Source organism: Bradyrhizobium sp. AUGA SZCCT0169, assembly GCF_018130085.1.
Lineage (GTDB): Bacteria > Pseudomonadota > Alphaproteobacteria > Rhizobiales > Xanthobacteraceae > Bradyrhizobium.
In genome coordinates this window covers 60495-79492 of the sequence record NZ_JAFCMC010000009.1, presented here as the reverse complement: position 1 = coordinate 79492, position 18998 = coordinate 60495, and the positions used below count along the sequence as shown (strand labels likewise).

General features: G+C 63.6%; 16 protein-coding genes. 6 read left to right on the top strand and 10 right to left on the bottom strand.

All coding sequences use genetic code 11. The features are described from left to right. Positions 1-2: 2 nt before the first annotated feature. The 6 genes from JQ609_RS13215 to JQ609_RS13190 form a co-directional block, all read right to left on the bottom strand. Positions 3-596, bottom strand: coding sequence for a class I SAM-dependent methyltransferase (locus JQ609_RS13215; protein ID WP_312014848.1), 594 nt, complete (start codon positions 594-596; stop codon positions 3-5). 194 nt (positions 597-790) lie between these two features. Continuing rightward, a complete protein-coding gene (argC, locus tag JQ609_RS13210; protein ID WP_212208770.1) occupies positions 791-1768 on the bottom strand; it encodes an N-acetyl-gamma-glutamyl-phosphate reductase in 978 nt (325 codons plus the stop codon). After that, the gene (locus JQ609_RS13205; protein WP_212208771.1) at positions 1765-2460 is read right to left on the bottom strand and encodes an FMN-binding negative transcriptional regulator; all 696 of its coding nucleotides are present in this window, start codon (positions 2458-2460) and stop codon (positions 1765-1767) included. Before JQ609_RS13205 ends, argC begins: the two co-directional genes overlap by 4 nt. Positions 2461-2720: 260 nt before the next feature. Next, on the bottom strand, positions 2721-3710 hold the full coding sequence (locus tag JQ609_RS13200; RefSeq protein ID WP_212208773.1) for an MBL fold metallo-hydrolase: 990 nt from the start codon (positions 3708-3710) through the stop codon (positions 2721-2723). A gap of 216 nt (positions 3711-3926) precedes the next feature. Continuing rightward, the gene (locus JQ609_RS13195) at positions 3927-4457 is read right to left on the bottom strand and encodes a DedA family protein (protein WP_192740860.1); all 531 of its coding nucleotides are present in this window, start codon (positions 4455-4457) and stop codon (positions 3927-3929) included. A gap of 249 nt (positions 4458-4706) precedes the next feature. After that, positions 4707-5153 (bottom strand): PEGA domain-containing protein, encoded by a 447-nt coding sequence (locus JQ609_RS13190; RefSeq protein WP_212273813.1) that lies wholly within the window; start codon positions 5151-5153, stop codon positions 4707-4709. A gap of 228 nt (positions 5154-5381) precedes the next feature. Here JQ609_RS13190 and parE point away from each other — a divergent pair, with 228 nt between their 5' ends. The 4 genes from parE (at position 5382) to JQ609_RS13170 (ending at position 9823) form a co-directional block, all read left to right on the top strand. Further along, on the top strand, positions 5382-7439 hold the full coding sequence (parE, locus tag JQ609_RS13185) for a DNA topoisomerase IV subunit B (RefSeq protein ID WP_212273737.1): 2058 nt from the start codon (positions 5382-5384) through the stop codon (positions 7437-7439). A gap of 254 nt (positions 7440-7693) precedes the next feature. Then, the gene (locus JQ609_RS13180; protein ID WP_212273736.1) at positions 7694-8545 is read left to right on the top strand and encodes an outer membrane protein; all 852 of its coding nucleotides are present in this window, start codon (positions 7694-7696) and stop codon (positions 8543-8545) included. 284 nt (positions 8546-8829) lie between these two features. Continuing rightward, positions 8830-9015 carry a hypothetical protein gene (locus JQ609_RS13175; RefSeq protein WP_211994991.1) on the top strand — a complete coding sequence of 62 codons (186 nt, stop codon included), beginning with the start codon at positions 8830-8832 and terminating at the stop codon, positions 9013-9015. A gap of 37 nt (positions 9016-9052) precedes the next feature. Continuing rightward, positions 9053-9823 carry an SDR family NAD(P)-dependent oxidoreductase gene (locus tag JQ609_RS13170; RefSeq protein ID WP_211994988.1) on the top strand — a complete coding sequence of 257 codons (771 nt, stop codon included), beginning with the start codon at positions 9053-9055 and terminating at the stop codon, positions 9821-9823. A 122-nt stretch (positions 9824-9945) separates the two neighbouring features. Here the strand turns inward: JQ609_RS13170 and JQ609_RS13165 are convergent, their stop codons facing one another. The 4 genes from JQ609_RS13165 to JQ609_RS13150 all read right to left on the bottom strand — a co-directional run bounded on the left by JQ609_RS13165 (position 9946) and on the right by JQ609_RS13150 (position 15841). Beyond that, complete coding sequence (locus JQ609_RS13165; protein ID WP_212273735.1) at positions 9946-10602, bottom strand: outer membrane protein; 657 nt, start codon at positions 10600-10602, stop codon at positions 9946-9948. A gap of 290 nt (positions 10603-10892) precedes the next feature. Further along, complete coding sequence (locus JQ609_RS13160) at positions 10893-12152, bottom strand: FAD-dependent oxidoreductase (protein WP_212273734.1); 1260 nt, start codon at positions 12150-12152, stop codon at positions 10893-10895. Between the two features lie 150 nt (positions 12153-12302). After that, positions 12303-13805, bottom strand: coding sequence for a caspase domain-containing protein (locus JQ609_RS13155; RefSeq protein ID WP_249127937.1), 1503 nt, complete (start codon positions 13803-13805; stop codon positions 12303-12305). Between the two features lie 149 nt (positions 13806-13954). Beyond that, on the bottom strand, positions 13955-15841 hold the full coding sequence (locus JQ609_RS13150) for a winged helix-turn-helix domain-containing protein (protein ID WP_212273732.1): 1887 nt from the start codon (positions 15839-15841) through the stop codon (positions 13955-13957). Between the two features lie 159 nt (positions 15842-16000). Between JQ609_RS13150 and JQ609_RS13145 the strand changes: the two genes are divergently transcribed. Together JQ609_RS13145 and JQ609_RS13140 are read left to right on the top strand one after the other, a co-directional pair. Beyond that, positions 16001-17041: an AraC family transcriptional regulator gene (locus tag JQ609_RS13145; RefSeq protein WP_312014847.1), complete on the top strand. Its 1041-nt coding sequence runs from the start codon at positions 16001-16003 to the stop codon at positions 17039-17041. A 317-nt stretch (positions 17042-17358) separates the two neighbouring features. Next, a complete protein-coding gene (locus tag JQ609_RS13140; protein ID WP_212273731.1) occupies positions 17359-18909 on the top strand; it encodes a DEAD/DEAH box helicase in 1551 nt (516 codons plus the stop codon). The last annotated feature ends 89 nt before the right edge of the window (positions 18910-18998 follow it).

Below are 18998 nucleotides of genomic sequence, written 5' to 3'. Positions count from 1 at the left end.
GATCAGAGGCTTTTCCGGGCCACGACAAACAGCATCGGGGCCCACTGGTTGTCGAAGCCGATGACCTCGCCGGTCTCGATTTCAAGCGAATTCCAGTTGCCCGCGCTGGCGTAGGTTTCGCGCAGCCAATCAGGCGACGGGTAATTGTAGTAGCGGCCTAGCGTGTCGCGGCCTTCGGCGTCACCGGTCTTGAAGCTGGCAAAGAAAGCGCCGCCGGGTTTCAGCGCGCGCCAGATCAGCGACAGCACCTGCGCCAGGTCATCGCGCGGAACGTGCAGCAGGCAGGCGTTGGCCCACACGCCGTCATAGGTCCCGACTGCGTCGATGTCATGAAACAGCAGCGTCCCGACCGGGCGGCCAAGACGGCGCGACGCCACCTCAGCCATTTCCGGCGATCCGTCGGTCGGCGACACGTCGAAGCCCCGCGCCAGCATTTCCGCGGTGTCGCCGCCGGCGCCGCATCCGAGTTCGAGAATGGCAGTGCCAGGTGGAAGCAGCGCAAGGAACGCCTCCAGCCTTGCCCGACGCGAGGTGATCTCGCGCGCCGCGTAAGCCTCGGCATGGCCGCGGTAGAATTGAAGCGTCGCCTCGTCCACGAATCCCTCTCGCAATCGGCGAGGCCCAGCATCAGCCGCGTGTTGCAGCAAAAACACTAGACCTGCCTTCGCCGGACGCAACTATGGATTCTGCGGTTCTGGGATGCGCTCGCAAGCCCCGACGGCCGAACGGGCGGCAGCGCCGGCATCGCGCTGATAGCGTGATGCCGGCGTGAGCGTAAGGCGCTTTGGGCCTAGCTGTCGGCCAACCCCAGCATCAGCCGCATGTTCTGCACGGCGGCTCCGGAGGCGCCCTTGCCGAGATTGTCGAGACGCGCGACCAGAACGGCATGGGGATGCTGCTGGCTTGCAAACACGTAGAGCTCGAGCTTGTTGGTCTCGTTGAGCGCTTCGGGTTCCAGCCGTCCGGTTTTTGACGTCGCGTATTCGAGCGGCATCACGGAAACATATTTGCTGCCGGCGTAGCGCTTGGCCAGCGCGGCATGGAGTGCCGCGCCATCGGGCTTGGCCGGGAGCGCGTCGAGATGCAACGGCACCGACACCAGCATGCCCTGCCGGTAGTTGCCGACCGACGGAACGAATATCGGCCGCCGCGTGAGCCGTGAGTACAGCTGCGTCTCCGGCAGATGCTTGTGCTCGAAGCCGAGACCATAGAGTTCAAAGGACGGCGCGGTGCCGCCTTCGAAACTTTCGATCATCGACTTGCCGCCGCCGGAATAACCGCTGACCGCATTGATGGTGACGGGATAGTCCGACGGCAGCAGTCCCGCGTCCACGAGCGGGCGCAGCAGGGCGATCCCGCCTGTTGGATAGCAGCCCGGGTTCGAGACCTTCCGTGCCGCCTTGATCTTGTCGGCCTGGTCAGGCGCGAGTTCCGCAAAACCATAGGTCCAGTCGGGCGCGACGCGAAACGCCGTCGAGGCGTCGAGCACCTTGGGTCCCTTGGCGCCCATGCCGTCGATCAACGCCACGGTTTCCTTCGCCGCATCGTCCGGCAGGCAGAGGATCACGAGATCCACCTCCTCCATCAGCGCCCGCTTGGCTCCGGCGTCCTTGCGCTTGTCCTCGGCAATGCTCTTGAGCGCGACGTCGCCCTGCAGGCGCAGCCGCTCCTGAATGCCAAGGCCCGTCGTTCCGGACGCGCCATCGACAAAGATGGTGGGCTTCCTGGTGTCGCCGGTCGTGTGCGGCTTGATATCGGTCAGGGTCATGGCGCGTTCCTTTCAAGCGTCGTCGTTTCGTTCGCTGCTGCTGTGTCGGTAATGTCGGTCATGAAGGCTTGCGGGCGCGCCTCGCGCATCAGTCCTGCGATCCCGGCTGCATCAGCGTCACCCTGTGACGCCAGCGCATTGCTGATGGCTGAGTAGTCCGCGTCGGATTTGTGCTGGTTCAATTTGAAGCTGCCCTCGATTTCCTCAACCGTCATCACCAGACCCACGATCGCCTTCTTCATTGCGTCCAGCCGCCCGGCCGTCATCTTCGACGACAACCAGGGCTTCTTCGGCAACAGCCTGTTTTCGAACTTGGCGCTGAGCGTATCGATCTGCTCGGCCAGTTCGTCGTCGGACAGTGCCCGTACCGTGCCTGTCAGGTGCACGGCCTGGTAGAGCCAGGTCGGCACTTGATCGGGCGAGACGTACCAGTCGGGCGATACATAGGCATCCGCGCCGTTGACGGCCAGCAGCCAGGACGAGGTCCCGCCGGCGAGCTTTACCAGTGGATTATGACGGGCAACATGAAACAGCGCGCGCGGCGTCCCGTCATCGGCAAAGCCGAGATAGAACGGCAGCGGCGAGGCAATCGGCTTGGCGCCATCCCACGCGCAGACGAGGCCAAAGCCGCGCGCTTCCGCAAACGCCAGGCTGGCGGCACGGTCGGGCTTGAACGGAGGCGGCGTATACATTTCAAACTCCTGCTTGACGTAGGAGCCGCCAGATCAAACCGCGTGTCTTGAAGGGAAAGAGCCGCGGATCGTATCCGGCGGCAGAGGCGATGATCTTAAACGCAGACAACCGCCCGTACCGCGAGAATGCGGCGGCGGCGGGCGATGAGGCTGGTCGAAGCGTTGATCATGGCGGGGCTATAAGGCCGCCCGGTTTCAGGGTCAAGCCAAAACACAAAGGCCGCCCCAGGGCGGCCTTTGGTCAACGGTCAGCAGACGAGCTAGATCACCGGATTCCACGGCGCCGGCACCAGCCGGTATCCAGTTCCGTCCTTTTCGACAAAGCCATTGGCCGGGAACGGATAATGGAAGCCCTGGACCCGCATCTTGTCGGCAACCAGCATGTCGTAGACCTTGCGGCGGGTGGCTTCTGCCATGGCCGGGTCCTGATCGAACATCAGGTGCCAGCCCGGATTGGTGACGAACAGCGCCGGCAGGTTGGTGACGTCGGACTGGATGAAGACCTTGTCCGAACCGGACGACAGGACATACGAGGTGTGGCCCGGCGTGTGACCGTGGGTAGCCATCGCCTGCAGCCCGGGGGCGACGTCCTTGCCCATTTCGTAAGGCGTGACCTTCTTCTTCAGCCCGGCGTCAAACACGCGGCGCGCGTTGGCGAACACGCCCTTCATGCGCTCCGTGGTCTGCTTGCCCATCTCGCCGTCGTCCATGAAGTATTTCCACTCGGCGGCCGGCACCAGCACCTCGGCATTCGGGAATGCCAGCACGTTGTCCGCGGTCAAGAGGCCGTTGATGTGGTCGCCGTGGAAGTGCGAGATTACCACCATGTCGACGGCCTTGGGGTCGAGCCCGGCGGCGACCATGTTGCTGGCGAACTGTCCGACATTGCCCTTGCTCGAGGCGAAAGCGCCCGGGCCGTTGCCGGTGTCGATGACGACAAGCTTGCCGCCGGTATTGATCACGAGCGGCGCGAACTGGATGCTGATCTTGTCTTTCGGCATGAACGCCTTTTCGAGCGCGGCGTTGACTTCGTCCTTCTTGACGTTGAGCACGAATGTGTCGCCCAGCGCGAAGTTGTTGACGCCGTCGGAGATGACGTTCACCTGGGCGTCGCCGACCTTGTAACGATAGAAACTCGGCGCTTGCTTCTCGGCGACCGGCGCGGCCGCCTTGGCCGGCATGCTGGGTAACAGAGGCGAAGCAGCGAGAGCCGCAGCTCCAGCGAGTGCGTGACGTCGTGTCAAATCCATGTGATGTCCTCCCAGTGAGACGATGAATGCGGTTCGCGGGATTTCCGCTTTGTTGACGTGTCCGTGTGATTCTCGGCCCTGGTTGCCGCCGCTTCTATCAGCGTTTCAATGCTAACGCGATGACGGCGGTGCGACGGCAGGCAAGCCCGGTGTTCCCCATCATGAGAGCTAACCCCTGCCCCCGCCGGCTTATTCCGGCAGCGCGAGCGTCTGCGTTCACAACAACCGCCACACCCATTCGATAATGTGAGCGATCACGTCGCCAAACAGCAACAACGCTGCCGACCAGACCAGCGCGGAGACGAAATTGGCGATCTGGAATGGCCAATAGGGCATCTCGAAAATGCCGGCGGCGAGCGGCACCGACGCCCGCAACGGTCCGAAGAACCGCCCGATGAAAATCGAGGGCACGCCCCACTTTTTCACGAAAGCCTCGCCGCGCGGCAGGATTTCCGGATAGCGCGACAGCGGCCAGATCTGGGCCACCTGCTCCTTGTATTTGAAGCCGACCCAGTAGGAGACCCAGTCGCCGAGCCCCGCCCCAATGCCGCCGGCGATCCAGATCGGCCAGAAGTTGATGCCGCTGACGCCCATCAGGGCGCCGATCGCGACCAGAGCCCCCCAGGCCGGAACGACCAGTGAAACGAACGCCAGCGATTCGCCGAACGCCAGCAGCAGCACAATCGGTGCTGCCCAGGCCTGATGATCGCGCACGAAATCAGCCAGGGCGCGCGCAAAATCTTGCATCCCTTAAACGCCTTCCAGCCCCAAATCCGGCCATTGAATCAAACCCGCGGGCCCATGGCCTTGGAACAGGTACGCCAGCCCGTTGCGTGACTTCAAGTCACAAAGGCGGACACTGGGCGTGATTTCAACGCCCGCTCGCGCCCCCCGCCCGCTTTCCCTACCCAAAACGGGGAATTTCCCCACAAAATCGGTAAAGGCGCGGTTCGCGGCGATCATCTACCAGGTATCAATGGCCGGAGCGACCAGAGCCTAGCTCTGCGGCGGCGGCGGCCGCCTCGGCGGTCGCGGCTTTGCGGGACGGGGTTGTGCCGGCGAGAGCGGCTGCAGGGTCACGATGACCGGGTTTGGCTTGTGATCCAGCGCCGCGCCGGTAACGGCATCCACCCCCATGCCGACCACCCCGCCAAGCAGAACGTTGCCGGCGAAGCCTGCCGCGCCGGTGGCGGGAACCTCCTTGGTGAGAGGAATGATTTGCGGTTCATACCCCTCTTTGTTCACTGTCACGATGATGTCGGCGCTGCGTTTGGCCTGGACCACGCACGGCGTCACGCAGGCGGTGGGAACATCCAGTCCCGATATCTCGGCGGTCGCGCCTGCCGGCGTGCTCGAGATGGAAATATTCTCTGTCGTTCCACGCGTTACCGACGCGCAGCCAACACAGGGCAGCGCGATTGCCGCCGCCAAAACCAGCCTCATCATTGATTATTTTCCCCAAGCCCGTAGCGACCTTCACGCAACCTTGGGCTGAAAGCAAGCCGGCGCCTCACCTGCGTTTAGATATTGTTAACCGTGAAAGTTCCAGTCATTGCTGCGCCCGACAGAAGCGCTCTGCCTTGGCCCCGGCCGTCACTTTTTAAGCCCATCCGTGGCATAGTCAGACAGACCGATTCGCGGCGCCAAGTTGCGCGCATCACATGAAGAACCATGCCCAAACCATTGAAAACATCTGCTAAAAGCAAAACCGCCAACGACTTGTTCGGAGCCGACGAACCGAAGGGCCGCGCCTCGCTGAAGGTCGCCGCCAAATCCAGCAGCGCCGAAGCCGGCTATACCGCAGCGGATATCGAGGTGCTGGAAGGGCTTGAGCCGGTCCGCCGCCGGCCCGGCATGTATATCGGCGGTACCGATGAAAAGGCGCTGCACCACCTGTTCGCCGAAGTCATCGACAACTCCATGGACGAGGCGCTAGCCGGGCATGCCTCGTTTATCGAGGTTACGCTGAGCGCGGACGGATTCCTGACTGTGACCGACAATGGCCGCGGCATTCCGGTCGATCCGCATCCGAAGTTTCCGAAGAAGTCCGCGCTCGAAGTCATCATGTGTACGCTGCATTCCGGCGGCAAGTTCGACTCCAAGGTCTACGAGACCTCGGGCGGCCTGCACGGCGTCGGCGTCTCCGTCGTCAACGCCCTCTCCTCGCTCCTCGAGGTCGAGGTCGCGCGCGAACAAAAGCTCTACAAGATGACCTTCGAGCGTGGTCATCCCAAGGGCAAGCTGCAGGAACTCGGCAAGATCAACAACCGCCGAGGCACCACCATCCGCTTCAAGCCCGACACCGAGATTTTCGGCGCCAAGGCCGCCTTCAGGCCGCAACGCTTGTTCAAGATGGCGCGCTCGAAGGCCTACCTGTTCGGCGGCGTGAAGATTCGCTGGCGCTGCGATCCGGAACTGCTGCGCGGCATCGAAGAGGTGCCGGCCGAGGACGAATTCCATTTCCCCGGAGGATTGAAGGATTATCTCGGCGCCGCGATCCATGCCGACACGCTGGTGCATCCGGATATCTTCTCCGGCAAATCGGGGCGCAACGGCGCCCACGGCGCCTGCGAATGGGCGGTGGCCTGGACGGCGGACGCCGACGGCTTCCTCTCCTCCTATTGCAACACCGTGCCGACGCCCGACGGCGGCACCCACGAATCCGGCATGCGAAGCGCGATGCTGCGCGGCCTGAAAGACCACGCCGAGCGCATCGGCCAGGGCAAGCGCGCCGCACCGATCACCTCGGAAGACGTCATGGTGGGCGCGGCCGTGATGCTCTCGGTGTTCGTGCGCGAACCGGAATTCCAGGGCCAGACCAAGGATCGCCTCGCCACCGCCGAGGCCCAGAAGATCGTCGAGCAGGCGATCAAGGACCCGTTCGACCATTGGCTGTCGGGCAATCCGCTGCAGGCCAACAAGCTGCTGGATTTTGTCGTCGAGCGCGCCGACGAGCGGCTGCGTCGCCGCGCCGAGAAGGAAACGTCGCGCAAGACCGCGGTGAAGAAGCTGCGCCTGCCCGGCAAGCTTTCCGACTGCACCAACACCGCGACCGAAGGCTCCGAGCTGTTTATCGTCGAGGGCGACTCGGCCGGCGGCAGCGCCAAGCAGGCGCGCGACCGCAAGACCCAGGCCGTGCTGCCCTTGCGCGGAAAAATCCTCAACGTCGCCTCCGCCGGCAAGGACAAGCTCACCGCCAACGCCCAGCTCTCCGACCTGATGCAAGCGATCGGCTGCGGCACGCTCGCGCATTACCGCGAGGAAGACCTGCGGTATTCCCGCATCATCATCATGACCGACGCCGACGTCGACGGCGCCCATATCGCCTCGCTGCTGATCACCTTCTTCTACCGGCAGACGCCGCGGCTGATCGACGAGGGCCACCTCTATCTCGCGGTGCCGCCGCTCTATCGGCTCACCCACGGCGCCAAGACGGTCTACGCCCGCGACGACGCCCACAAGGACGCGCTGCTCAAAAGCGAATTCAACGCCAATGCCAAGGTCGATGTCGGCCGCTTCAAAGGGCTTGGCGAGATGATGCCGGCGCAGCTCAAGGAAACCACGATGGACCCGGCCAAGCGCACCCTGCTGCGCGTGGTCCTGCTGGCCGACGACCGCGAAGGCACCGCCGATTCGGTCGAGCGGCTGATGGGCACCAAAGCCGAGGCCCGATTCGCCTTCATCACCGACAAGGCGGAGTTTGCCAGCGAGGATCTGCTGGACGTCTGACCTCCGGGGCGACCTCGGCGACGGCACGTCGTTTGTCCGATTGCGGGCCGTTTTCGGCCTATTTGACCCCGTGCGCGCCTGATCTTGCCCATTTTTCAGGCGCTTTCCCTCAAATCGTTTTCGGGCGGGTGTGTTGTCCCCGCAACAGCATTTTGGGTGGAACTGCGTATAGTCCTGACACTGGGTTTCAGGAATCGGTGCAAGCGCACCATTTGGGCGGTCGGTTACGACGCTTAAGATTGAGGGTTTGGACAATGAAGAAATTAGCGATCGCTCTGGCTGCGGTAGCGGCAATGACCGGATCGGCCTCGGCCGCTGACCTCGGGGCCCGTCCGTACACCAAGGCTCCGCCCCCCCTGGCTCCGATCTACAACTGGACCGGTTTCTACATCTTCGGCGGCGGCGGCGGCGGCCTGTGGTCTGCTGACAGCAATGCAGTGAGCACCGGCGTGGTTGGACCTCTGGGAGCTTTCGGACCAGCCGGTACCGCGCTCACCCGTGATGTGCGCCATGGCGGTTCCGGATGGTTCGGAACTGTCGGCGGCGGTTATGACGTGCAGTTCGCAGGCAAGTGGGTGGCCGGTATTTTCGGCGACGCTCAGTTTGGCGAATTGGAAGGTTCCTTGGCCGATCCTCTTTTCGGCACCGAAGGCACCCTGAAGCTCCGGACCAGCTACGCAGCTGGCGCGCGGTTGGGTTACTTGGTTGCGCCGAACGTGCTTTCCTACGTCAATGCTGGTTACTCGGGTTCTGAATGGTCGGGCACTACGCAATTTCCTGTGGCTGCTGGCGGCATCGCAGGGTCTTTCGCCGCCCAAACGACCACAGGTTCTTTTGATCGACATGGCTGGTTTATTGGCGGCGGTGTCGAAAACAACCTCGACATTTTCGGTATCTCTGCCCCCGGCTGGTTCATGAAAACCGAATATCGTAGCGCATACTACGACCGGGCCACGATCCCCACGCGGTTCGCACCCACTAACGTGTTCGTTCCTGGATCAGCAGCGCTCACCGGCGGGGCAGTGACCCACGAGCCGTGGGTGCAGACCATCAGCACTTCGCTGGTCTACCGCTTCAACTGGGGTGCCCCAGCTACGCGGTACTGATCTCTCCCGATTGATCAACTCAAAAGCCCCGGCATCGTCCGGGGCTTTTTTGTTGCCTGCTAGCGTCAATCCGTTGCCGCACCGATACTGCTGCTGCCCCCTGCAGTGGCCGTCTCTAGTCGCAGGTAGGCGCGGCGCACTTGCCCCCCGATCACCAATCCCCTGATCATCTCCGCCCTTGCCGAAGCCGCCTGCATTGTATTCGATCGAAAGCTACGGCCGATCCGGCAATGGTTTCCCGGGGCGCCGGTCACGCCGTTCGAAAGCGGCAGCGGGGAGTATTCATGGCCAGATTGCTCTTGATCGTTGGCTTTCTGGCGCTCGCCGTCGGCCTGCTCTGGATCGGCCAAGGCACCGGCGCGATCACCTGGCCGCAATCGAGCTTCATGATCAACCAGCTGCAATGGGCGGGCTATGGTGCCGTGCTCGGCGCCGTCGGCCTGATCCTGATCTGGCAAGGCAAGAGCTGATCGCGGCTCTGTCGACAACAACAATGGGACAACAACAATGAAAACAAAACTTTTCGATCTCAGCGGCAAGGTCGCCATCGTCACCGGCGGCAATGGCGGCATCGGGCTCGGCATGGCCCGCGGTCTGGCGGACGCCGGTGCAGCGATTGCGGTCGTCGGGCGCAATGAAGCCAAATCGGTTGCCGCAGCCGCCGAGCTCGCGCGCAGCGGCGCCAAGGCCATTTCGGTGGTCGCAGATGTCACCGACAAGGCGGCGGTCGATGCGATGGCCGCGCGCGTCGCCGGCGAACTCGGCCGGATCGACATCCTCGTCAACAATGCCGGCATCAGCATCCGCAAACCGCCGCACGTGCTCGATCTCGCCGAGTGGAACAGCGTGATCCAGACCAACCTCACCAGCGCCTTCCTGGTCTCGCAGGCGGTCTACCCTGCGATGAAGCAAGCCGGCGGCGGCAAGGTCATCAATATCGGTTCGATGATGTCGATCTTCGGCGCCAGCTTTGCGTCGGCTTACGCGGCAAGCAAGGGCGGCATCGTGCAGTTCACGCGCGCCTGCGCCGTGGCGTGGGCTCCTGACAACATCCAGGTCAACGCGGTGCTGCCGGGCTGGATCGATACCGATCTCACCAGAGGCGCCCGCGCGCAGATCGACGGGCTGCACGACAAGGTGCTGGCGCGCACCCCGGCAGCGCGCTGGGGCGTGATCGACGATTTCGCTGGCATTGCGGTGTTTCTGTCTTCGCCCGCGTCCGACTTCACCACCGGCACCGCGATCCCGATCGACGGTGGTTTCTCGGTCATGGGATAGCACCGACGTCACACTGAAGCACTTCCGCAACGAAAAGCCCCGGGCACGCCGGGGCTTTTTAAAGCAGGTCGTGATCCTTAGTACTTGGCTTCTCAGTGCTTGGCGACGACCGGTCCGGTCGACTACGGATTGAACTTGAAGCTCACTCGCCCCATCACCGAATCGACCTTCGCCGAGACATTACGGAGGTCCACCACGGTGCAGCCGACCACAGCCCGGTTACAATTGTGCTGCTCGCTGTCGAACTCGTAGTGCTTGTAGTCGATGCCGAGAACGAGGTTATCCAGAACCGCGTATTCGCCGCCGACGCCGGCATACCAGCCGTCATGAGCGGCGCTGGCCGCCGCGATCGCAAGGTTGGCCGCGGGGAGGTAGACCCGGGTATCGATGTCAGCGCGAGCGTAGCCGCCCTGGCCGTACACCATAAAGCGATTCCAGGCATAGCCGAACCGGCCGCCGATGTAGCCGATATCATCGATGCGGCTTTGGCACGACGCCCCACCGCCGTAAATGCAGCCTTGGCCGAAAACGCCAGTGCCAGCGGTGTTGTTGAAGCCATTGTCCAAGCCATTCCAGCCGCCTTCGATACCGACAACAAGGCTGCCCCACTGCTTCTGGATTCCGGCAAAGCCGCCGTAGATCAACCGACTCTGGCTATCCGTCCTCCAGAGAGCGCCGGGAAAAGCATTGTAGAGAACGCCATCGGTGGTGGCCCATCCGCCGCCGACCGCGCCGCCGATATAGATACCGGACCATATAGGTGATAACCGGGGGTGCAACGGGTGCCTTGGTGTACGGGCGAGCCGCGATGTCGGCGGCGAACGCGCTCGCCACGCTGGCGGCAAGGATCGAAGCTGCGAGTACCAGTTTCTTCACGTTGAATAATCCCCTCTATCAGAATTGGGGAGCGTACATCGACAACCGAAATCCTGACGTGTCCCTGCTGGCACCAGGCTTGTCGCCGTGGGCACTGCGAGGGCTACAACGTCGCGAACCAGACGGATTGTCACTTACTGTGGCGGGGCCGCTACAGACTCACCGCGTGATGTAGTGGCCGCAGCCAGCTTGTTCAGTATTCCGCAGATGCCGGCGACTGCACATGCTCGGGCCGGACGCCGAGCCCGATGAAGCGCGCCGTGATGCCCTGCAGCCACGGCACCGCCGTGATCAGCCGCATCACAAGTGGCGCTTTCAGCGGCTGATTGCCGCCCTTCAGCGCGGCGCTGACGATGTTGTCTTGCGCCACGACCTGCATCCGCTGCGTCATCCGCACCGGGAATTCGCGGCGCCGGCGCACCGCATCCAGCTCGTCCTCCGGCGGGCAGCCGTTCACGAGCTTGGCCGCGAGAAGATTGGCGGTCGCGACCGCGTCCTGAACCGCGAGGTTGACGCCGACACCACCCATCGGCGACATCGCATGCGCGGCATCGCCGATGCAAAGCAAGCCGGGCCGCGTCCAGCGCGTCAGACGATTGATCGCAACCGTGAGCAGCTTGACGTCATTCCAGCTTTTGACGTCAGCAAGACCGGATGTGAGGATCGGCGCGACCCGCGCGACGTCGTCCAGAAGTGCCGGCAGGCCCCTCGCCTTGACGGCGTCGTACTGACCCTTGGCGATGATATAGGCGCATTGCCAGTAGTCGCCGCGATCGAACGTCACCATCATCCTGCCGGGCTCGACACGCGCAAACACGCTTTCGGTTTCATTTGCCGTTTTTCCCGCGCGGAACCACAGCACGTCCATCGGCGCGCCGATTTCCTCGGTCGCAAGGCCCGCGCGCTCGCGCACCAGTGAATGGCGGCCGTCGCAGGCGATGGTGAGATCGGCCTCGATATCGAGCATGCCCTCCGGCGTCTCCGCGCGCACGCCCGCGACGCGGCCGCCGTCCTCAATGAGATCGGTTGCTTCGGTGCTCATCATCACCTTGAGCGAGGCAAACCGCTTGCCGCTCTCGCGCAGGAAATTCAGAAAATCCCATTGCGGCATGAAGGCGATGAAGGGGTACTTCACCTTGAGCCGGCTGAGGTCGGCGAGCCGGACCGTTGCGCCGCCGAACAACCCCTCCATCTTCTGCAGCCGCTGATGCGGCAGCTTGAGAAATCCGTCGATCAATCCAAGTTCGTCCATCACCTGCAGGGTCGAGGGATGCACGGTGTCGCCGCGAAAATCGCGAAAGAAGTCGGCGTGCTTTTCCAGCACCACGACATCGATCCCGGCGCGGCCAAGCAGATATCCGAGCATCATGCCGGCGGGCCCGCCGCCAACGATGCAGCAGCGGACCTTCATCGTGCGCCCCGCGGGCTGCCGCGAAAAACTGCCTGCGTCCATGATCGACCTCCGAGCGGAATGTAGCTCAATCGGACGACGCCGGCTGGATTAGAGCCTTTTCCGTTCCGATGGAATCGGAACGGGGCTCTACATTCTTGATTTAACACGTTTTCTTGACGCGAACCGGTATCCACTTCGCTCGAAAACGCTTTAGCGCCGGAAGCTCTTGATCTCGGACACGCTGCCGTCGCGGTAGACCAGTTCGACCGAAACCGACTTGGTCGCCGGCGCAAGCTTGAGGTAGGGCTGCGCCTCGCGCGGGATGACACTGGGATCCTTGGGATCGCACGGCGGCATTTTCAGAACCTGGTCGGGCACGGTGCTGTCGATGCCGACGCGCACCTCGCGGATCGCGCAGCGGTACGACATCAGATGGGTGTAATAGACCATGAGGCCGTTGTATTCGCGAAACGACAGCCAGCTTGTCGCGGTCATGTCGAGCACCTTGCGCTGGTCGCGGATCAGCGCGGCCTCGGGATCGAAGCGGATCGGAAACGGCCCCTGCACTTCGCCTGACGTATCGACATAGCGCACCTGGATCGTGGCGGCCGGCGCGTCGGCCGGAAGCTCGATCGACGGGTTCGGCATCCGCTTGCGGGTCCGAGGATCGAGCGTGTCGATGAAGCCGGTCTCGCGGAAATCGCCGGCCTCGCCCATCCGCCAGGAAATCCCGAGCGTCGGATCGGCGATCGAGAACACCACGGTCCAGCCGCTGTTATGGCGCGAGAACATCGCGATCGGCGCGTTGACGGAATCGCTCGACGGTGCAAGCCGGTGCACCGGCGGCAACGCTGCAACCTTCTGCAATGGCTCCGTGGGCTTGGCGACGGCAACCTCGGGCGCGGCTTTCGCCGTGCCGCTCAGGAATACGTCGTCGACCATCTGGTCGAAATAGACCGGGATCTGCTTGTGGCGCACGGTCTCCGCCAGTTCGCTGACCAGCCGCCGCGTGCGTTGCGCGACCTGCACGAGGTTGACCCCGGGCTGCGTCAGTTCCTTGGTAAAAGTTCGGGTGAACACCGAATTGGGATTGGCATCGTCGTTCGACAGGCGGTCCAGCGCGGTCTGCCGCGGACCCGCTGAAAATATCGAGAACACGCCTTCCGGCAATTGCGTCATCGGCGCGAGACCGCCGCCACCGGCAACGGCGCGGGTGCCGGAGCGCTCGAACGGATTGTTGCGGCAGGCGTCGAACACCAGAATGGCGGTTCGCGCGCCCTTGTTCTGCAGGCGCTCGATGATCCGGTCCGCGAGGATGGAAGCGTCGCGCACCAGTTCCTCCTGGCCTTCGGTTGCCGCCGGCACGTCGGTCGGCAGCAGGAAGTTCTGGCCGGCGATCTCAAAGCCGTGGCCCGCATAGAAGAAGAACGCGGTGTCGCCCTTGCTGACCGCCTTGTCGAACGCGAGCAGGCTCTGGCTGAAAGCCTGGCGCGTCTGGTTCTCGGCGACCATGACGGTGAAACCGAGTTGCTTCAGCGTGTCGCCCATCGTGCGGGCGTCGTTGACGGCCTTCTGCAGCTTCGGCACGTTCCGGTAGTCGTTATTGCCGATCACGAGCGCGACGCGTTTTTCGGCATGAGCGGGGACAGCGAAAACAGCCAAAACGGCGGCAACGCCCGTCACCGCCAAAAACCTGGAATACCAGCGCCTCATCGAATTCCCCACTTGAACGAAATCGTCCGCAACCGCTTGCGATTGCCTCATGCCATAGTCGGCAAAGCCGTGCCGCCGGTTCAATCCGCCCGCAGACCGGATTGCTGTCCCGATTTCACATTGCGGACCTAGCCGCCTTCGCAGAAGCGCTATTTATCCGGCAAGCCGAGCCCCACGAGCACATCAGCCACGCGTTTTGCGGCCTCGGTATAAAGCGGGCTGGCGTTCTTCGGGTCGAGCGCGATGTTGACAGCGGTCGAACCGGGCCGCAGTTCCATCGTCTTGGCCAGGGCAGCCTTGGCCTCGTCGGTGCGTCCCAAACGCTGGTAGGCTGTCGCCAGCACCGCGTGTGATCGTCCGGTGGCCGGCGTGATCGCAATCGATCTCGTGAGATATGGGATCGCCTCTTCGTCGCGGTCCATCACCACCAGGGTCAGTCCCGCTCCCAGCAACCAGGTCCAGCGCGCCGTTCGCGGCGTATCGAATTGTTCGGCCAGTTTGAACGTCGCCAGCGCATCCTCGAACCGCCCGAGCCGAAGCTGCCCGAGGCCCAGATTGTAGATCGCGAGCCCGTCCCAGGGATCAAAGGTCAAGACCCTGCCGCAGGCCACCAGGCTTTCGATGAACTGGTTTGTCGCGTTGAGGAGCCGGCAATACGCCTCCAGCACGGGGATGTAGGTTGGCTTCGCGCGCAGCGCCTGCTCGAGCATCGACTGCGCGGCACGTTGGGTGTCGGCAACATCGGCCTTGCTGTACCAGGTCATCTGGATGCCGCGCAGCAAGTGCGCGGACAACGCGGCGGCGAGGTCGACATTGCCTGGATCGGCCGCGATGGCTTTCTCCAGCATGGTTTGCGCGGCCTTGAAACGCTCCGGCGTGGTCTGGTTGATCGAGGCCATCGCCTGCTCGATCACGACCTTGGCGGTGCCGCCAGCCAGCTCGTCGTCGGTCGCGGCCGGGCCGGCATTGATCATCGCATTGATGCGAAGCGCCAGCGGATGGCCGACGCCGGCGGCGAGCCGGATCTGCTGCAGCGTCATATCCGACTTCTCGATGCCAACCGAAACCGAGTTGGTCCAGCGTACCTCGCCGGTGGCGCCATTGCTCATGCGCGCCTGGATAGTCCAGGCCCCGCCTTCCAACCGCAGTTCGCCGCTCACCACGAAGTCGGCTTCCGGGTGCGCGGCGACGGGCTGGTGAGGCACCGCGGAAGCCGTTTGAGATCGCGGCGCCAGCACGCGCAACTTGTCGATCCTGGCCAAGCCGTCGGTGAGCCGGTCGGTCACGTCCCCCGCCATCTCGGCAACCAACTGGCTGTCACCGACGCCAACGATCGGCATCATGGCGATGGTCGGTGATTTTCGTGGAAACATGGAATCGGGCGTGAGCACCGGTGCTGCGGCGGCAATGCTGACGGCCGCGCTGAGGCGGTCAGCCACGCTCGCCGCCAACTCGGCAAGTTTCTGGCCCTCGCCCACCCCAACGAGCTGCTCTGAGGCAACGGCCGGGGGTTTTCGCGCGAAGATGAAATCGGGCACGAAGATCGGCGCGGCGACGGCAAGGCCGATAACCGCACCGAGCGCGGCCGCCGTTGCAAGCCCGGCGCGCATGCCGAACCGGAGCCGTTTCCGGGCGGGCTCCGTCGCCAGCGCCGGCGGCACCGCGGCGACAGGATCGGCGTTGGCCGTCGCGACCGGAGGCTGTGCTTCATCAGCCGCGCCAAGGACGCCCGGCCCGACCGTCACTTGCCCGTCGAACAGGTAGCCGCGGCCGGAAACCAGCTTGATCAATTGGCGCTGGTCGTCGCCAAGCGCGGCACGGATTTCGCGGACGCATTGGAAAAGGCTGTCGTCGCCGACATGGACGTTCGGCCAAATCGCGTCGATCAGGTCCTGCTTGCTGAGAACGCGCCCGGCGTTGGTCACAAACAGTTGCAGCATGTCGAAGGATTTCGGGCGCAGCCGGATCGCTTCGCCACCGGGCCCGCGGAGCCTGGCGCGTTCCGGGTCAAGTTCAAATCCGGCGAAACAGAGCAACTTGTGTCCGCAATCTTCTCGGGGCTGGGCTGCGCACAGCGAATATCAGAGAAATTTCAGAAAGTCACCGCCGTCCCATCAGGACCGGGCTACCCCCACCGTGGCATGATTCCCGGGTGATTTGCCGCTCCGCGGCATATCTTGGGGAGGAATGCTGGGGTGGCTATTTCGGCTATACGAGGAGCGGCACGTCCGGCGCCGGTCGCCTACGCCCCTCCCGGAGATCAGGGTACCTCTGCCTTTAGATGGTCCACCGATCAGGTCGATCCGAAGGACCGCTTCGACTATTGGCGCGAGGTGCGCTCCAGGGGGCTTTTTGGGGCGACCGCCGAACTCGACCGGGAGCACCGCCCAAAGTTCGCCGGGGAATTCTCGCTTCGAAAGTTCGGCTCCGCGGGCCTGATTGGCCTCCGCGCCTCGAGCTATCATGTCGAGCGCGGTGCGACCGATATCGCCAGCGCACCCAGCGACAGCCTTTGCATCTGCCAGCAGCTTGGCGGCGGCGGCTGGTTCAGGGTCCGCAATGTCGATGACTTCCACGTCGCCGGCGGAACGTTTGCGACCAGCTATTCGGACCTGCCCTACCACACCGTCCCGATCGCCGCTGACGGTTTCGATCTTCGCATTCTGAAGGTGCCGGTGGCCGACATTCTGCTGCCGCTACCCGGCCTGCACGACCTCGTCCCGAAACCGTTTACCGACCGCGCCGTCCTCACCCCGCTTCTGGAATCCTGTTTCACCGACCTGACCGAAGCGGATGACGACAGCGATCCGGCGACAACGAAGGCGCTGGTGCGGACGCTCACGCACCTCACGCTGATCGAGCGCGGCGTTGTCCGGCCGACCAGCCGGATGGCGCAGTACGCGGTTCGGGCCGGCCGCCTGTCCCTGGCGCGGCGATTGATGGCCAGCCACATCGCCGAGCCGCAACTGTCGCCAGCGTTTGTCGCAAGTCGGCTCGCGATCTCGGTTCGTCATCTGCACGTGCTGTTCGAAGAATCCAGCATGAGCTTCTCGCAAACCGTCACCGCGCTGCGCATCGAGCGAAGCCGCCGCCTGCTGCGCGAGGCGTCGGCCATGACCATCGCCGAGATCGCCTTTGCCAGCGGCTTCGACAGCCTCGCAACGTTTTATCGCGTGTTTCGCACCGTTCAGGGCATCACGCCCGGTGACTTCAGGGAATCGGCGACAAGGAAATAAGGTATGAGCGCGCGACCGGTCGCGTGGCAGCAAGCTCGGCAAGCTCGACGCATTTGACGGCCAAATGACGGTTTGGCCGTTATTTGTTCGAAAACATTAAGCTTTTTCGGCCTTTTCGGTGGTTCCCAGATTGACTTTGGCCGTTTCGCGCCTATGTTCCGGCTCAACGCGGCCTAGGATCGACACGCGATTTCCTAAGGTTAGCCGCTCGTCTGCGTAAGTCAGAACCCCCAGCTTCTTAAAGCGCGCCGTTTCGGGGTTGAACGCGACAGCCTTATTACCCTCGATTCCGAACGGCGGTGTCGACTAGAGGCTCAATGTCTTTTTCCCATCTCGGACTTTCCGACAAGGTTCTCGCCGCTGTTGCGGCCACCGGCTACACCACCCCTACGCCCATTCAGGAACAGGCGATCCCCCACGTTCTGGCCCGCCGTGACGTTCTCGGCATCGCCCAGACCGGCACCGGCAAGACCGCTGCCTTCGTCCTGCCCATGCTCACCATGCTGGAAAAGGGCCGCGCCCGGGCACGAATGCCCCGCACCCTGATCCTGGAGCCGACCCGCGAACTTGCGGCCCAGGTCAAAGAGAATTTCGACAAATACGGCATTGGCCAGAAACTCAATGTCGCGCTGCTGATCGGCGGCGTCTCGTTCGGCGATCAGGACACCAAATTGACCCGCGGCGTCGACGTCTTGATCGCGACCCCGGGCCGGCTGCTCGACCACACCGAGCGCGGCGGGCTGCTGCTTACCGGCGTTGAACTCCTGGTCATCGACGAAGCCGACCGCATGCTGGACATGGGCTTCATTCCCGACATCGAACGGGTCTGCAAGCTGGTCCCGTTCACGCGACAGACCCTGTTCTTTACCGCGACGATGCCGCCCGAGATCAGCCGCATCAGCGAAGCCTTCCTGCACAATCCCGAACGTATCGAAGTCTCCAAGCCTGCGACGACAGCTGTGGGCGTGTCTCAATTCCAGGTCGCCTGCGGGCGCGAGGTACACGAGAAGCGCGAGATCCTGCGCCGCCTGCTGCGCGACGCCAAGGACCTTCAGAACGCGATTATCTTCTGCAATCGCAAGCGTGAAGTCGCCGTCGTTGCCAAATCGCTTCAGAAGCACGGCTTCAGCGTCGGCGCGCTCCATGGCGATATGGACCAGTCGGCCCGCACCGCGGCGCTCGAATCATTCCGCAAGGGCGAAATTCCGCTGCTGGTGGCTTCCGACGTCGCCGCCCGCGGTCTCGATATTCCCGCCGTCAGCCACGTCTACAATTTCGACGTGCCGCATCATCCCGACGATTACGTCCACCGCGTCGGCCGCACCGGTCGCGCCGGCCGCGCCGGCACCGCGATTTCGATCGTCACATCGCTCGACACCAAATCGCTGGCCGCGATCGAACGGCTGATCGGAAAATCCATTCCCCGCGCGGAAGGCGACTATTCCGTGCGATCGGAAGCGTCAGGCGATATCGACCCGCCGCGCGAGGCGCGCGGCAGAGAAGGTTCTCGCGGAGGCTCCCGCCACGGTGCGAAAGAAGGCTCCAGGGAAAGCGTCAAGGAAGGTTCGCGGGAAGGTTCACGTGGCGGACGCAAGCCGCGACGTGAGCGCGAACCGCGCCACGGTGAGCGCGAGCCGCGCCAAAGTGAACGCGAGCCGCGCCACGCCAAGGGAGGCGAGCGCAACTCCGGCTCGCAGCCGCAGGCAGCGACCGAAGCGTTCACACCGCCAGCGCCCGCACCGGCCTCCCGCGTGCCCTCGATCGGCCGGGCCGAGCCGCGGCGCGCCCAGCGCGAGGTCGAATCCGAGCCTGCCGATCACTCGCACCTTCCGGCGTTTTTGCTGCGTCCCGTGCGCGCCCGCGTCTAACGCTTTCAACGCCGTCCACGCGGTGAACAGGGTACAGCCCTGTTTACCGGGCGTTCATTCTCCTCCCTTAACTTCGCAGCGATAATTTT